Origin of the sequence: Anoxybacillus sp. (genome assembly GCF_036834105.1) — a bacterium.
GTDB lineage: Bacteria > Bacillota > Bacilli > Bacillales > Anoxybacillaceae > Anoxybacillus.
Map to the genome: position 1 here is coordinate 1 of NZ_DAITON010000202.1, position 2,828 is coordinate 2,828.

Annotated in this window: 3 protein-coding genes and 1 pseudogene; all 4 read left to right on the forward strand. The window is 44.4% G+C overall.

The features are described from left to right. Window positions 1-317: 317 nt before the first annotated feature. Window positions 318-527: pseudogene (locus tag V7Z64_RS12830) on the forward strand (ISL3 family transposase); the annotation flags it as partial. Window positions 528-755: 228 nt separating this feature from the next. Beyond that, the gene (locus tag V7Z64_RS12835) at window positions 756-863 is read left to right on the forward strand and encodes a putative holin-like toxin (protein ID WP_019418134.1); all 108 of its coding nucleotides are present in this window, start codon (window positions 756-758) and stop codon (window positions 861-863) included. Window positions 864-1,166: 303 nt separating this feature from the next. After that, on the forward strand, window positions 1,167-1,754 hold the full coding sequence (locus V7Z64_RS12840) for a transposase (protein WP_334110667.1): 588 nt from the start codon (window positions 1,167-1,169) through the stop codon (window positions 1,752-1,754). Window position 1,755: 1 nt separating this feature from the next. Further along, on the forward strand, window positions 1,756-2,828 hold a 1,073-nt coding region (locus V7Z64_RS12845; RefSeq protein WP_297992314.1), incomplete at its 3' end, for a YifB family Mg chelatase-like AAA ATPase.

Genomic DNA, 2,828 nt, shown 5'->3' on the forward strand with positions numbered 1-2,828 from the left:
GTATGGACATCTTTTTCCCGATTTATACATGTCTACTTTTAAAGGCTCACTCCACAGTCACGTCCCGAAGATTGACAGACACAGAGAGTTGTTGAGTGGCTCTCTGTTTTTCATTCCTAAAGCAGGAATCTCCTCGTTTTTATCGAAAATACTGTAAATTAGCACACTATTCCAGAACTACTTTTTCAAGGCTCTTCACCACAAGTTGTACTTGATCATTTAAGGTAGGTGTGCATAGAGGAAATAGAGGGTACAAAAAATGCGAATTTTCCTGTATGGTAAAGGTGACCAAACCAAACCATTGGAGGAAAATTCGCATGTACTCTCAGTTTATCAAAGAACTCATCGATTTACCAGATGTTTTGATTCAAAAGGTGCGAAAAGAAGGGGAACGTTGGATTTTCGAACTTTCTCTACCCGAACAATGCCCGTTATGTCCTGTCTGCTTGAAGCGCACGATCAAAATGACAGTCAAAAAGAAGCAATGGATGCATGGCTATGCTCAGCGAATTGCCACGTTGGGAGTTAATAGGCACGGTGCCTGTCACGCCCCGAAGATTGTCGAAGATTGATAGAGACAGAGAGTCATATGGCTCTCTGTTTCTTTTTCTGCATTTTTGTTTATGTGCTGTGACATTTTTTGTGGCAGTTGTTGTTGAAATTGCGAGAGTGATAGAAAAATGTTACAATCTCCGTAGCAACTACATAAGCAGGGTGGGCGGTTGACCACTTCCCTGATGAAGGGAGGTGGGAGTGTGACGACGTATGAAGCATTGAGTCTTATTGCGCAATTCAGCTTAGTGTTCATCGGGATGCTAACATTGACTGTCACCATCGTCGTCTATATAAACAAAAAGAAATAACCGTCCCCCTCGACCAAAGGTGTGAAACGGTTATTTCTTTTTTATCTGTTACACATCTAAAGGTCAGCTGCTCTTCTTGCGGCATGTAGTTGCCTGCTGAGTGTTCACCGCACTCAGCTTTTTTATTTTATGAAGTATCTGCTTATATTATACAAATGATATCGCTGGTTTGGCAAGTGGCATGAGTGTCACCCGTCGAGAGAGTAGTTTTACGTGCAGAGTATCAAAAATTTTTCTTGCAATGCAGGATTTTGTTTGTTTTTGTCGAAGGGATATGGCGAAAAAGTTTGCGTGAGGTGAGGTGTGTGGGACGAGCGAGGCGGACATGGGAGGCGGACATGGGTGCCGCATTTGTTTTATCATATCGTTTGTCGTGGGAATCGGCGTGATCCGTTGTTTAAAGAAGTGAATGATTTTCGTGCGTTTTTGCATATCCTCGAACAGCTTCATGAAAAAATTCCGTTTGAAATTGCTTCATATTGTTTTATGACAAATCATTTTCATCTTCAACTTCGTTCCCAACATGAGTCTATTTCTAAAGTGATGGCGCTTATGAATAAGCGGTATGCCAACTATTACAATACGCGTTACGGGTTAACCGGTCATGTGTTTGAAAAGCGCTACTTCAGTAAAATGATTGACGATGACGCTGGGATGTTGGAGGTGAGTCGTTATATTCATCTTAATCCTGTCGAGGCCCGCATTGTGCATCTTCCTGAGCATTATCGTTGGAGCAGTTTCCGTTTTTATCACCAGCCTTCCCCTTTGCCTTCATTTATGAACATGGATGTGCTTCTTCATTATTTTCCTGGAACGATGGTAGAAAAGAAGAAAAAATACGTGCAGTTCGTCAAAGCCGACATCGTACCGAACTGTATTGAGGAGGAATAACATGAAAGTTTGTAGCATTGGCTTGCGCGGGATGGAAGGGTATCGCGTGCAAGTGGAAGTGAAAGAACTGCCCGGAATACCATCCGTTGTTATCGTTGGGTTACCTGATCCGTCGGTGAAAGAGGCGAAGGAGCGAGTGGTGGCAGCGTTGCATGCTTTCGGGTGCGAAGTGATGAATCAAAAACTTGTCATTCATTTATCGCCGCCTGAGCGAAAAAAACAAAGCCCGATGTTTGATTTAGCGATGGCGCTTGGCATTTTAAAAGTGAAAGGAAAGCTTGATCAGCCCATTCCGTCACATATCGCCTTTTTAGGTTCATTGTCGTTAGACGGAGCGATTCAGCCAGTGGATGGGATGTTGCCAGCTATTTTAGCGGCAAAAAAGCTCGGTTTTAAGCAAGTGTATGCCCCGTACGATCCAACTCTTCCACTTCATCATTTACAGCATGTCAACTGCACATTCGTCCAGACGTTAGATGAAGTCGTGCAATGTTTACAAGGTCAACAACTGCTTTCTTCAATCGTTCCCCTTTCTTCAGCCCCTGAAGTTCCACCGACCAATCATCGTGACTTTCGCCATATTATCGGTCAAGATCATGCCAAGTATGCTTTGGAAGTTGCAGCAGCAGGGGAGCATAACGTGCTAATGGTTGGGCCACCAGGGTGCGGGAAAAGTTTGTTGGCGGAAACGTTTCCGACGATTTTACCGCGTCTGTCTCACGAAGCACAGTTGGAAGTGCTTAGTTTATATCAACTAGCAGGAGAACCGAAAAACGATTCCTCTCCACCGTTTCGTCATCCGCATCATTCGGCATCGGCGGTGGCGCTGATTGGCGGAGGAGCTCAGCCGAAGCCAGGGGAAGTTTCACTTGCCCATCGTGGCGTGCTATTTCTCGATGAAATGGCAGAATTTACAAAGAAGACGCTCGATATGCTCCGACAGCCGTTAGAGACAGGAAAGGTGACGATTAGTCGCGTTTCGTCGACGGTGACGTATCCAGCAAGTTTTATTTTGCTTGGGGCAATGAATCCATGTCCATGCGGACATTTCGGTTCGAAAAAACGATATTGCTT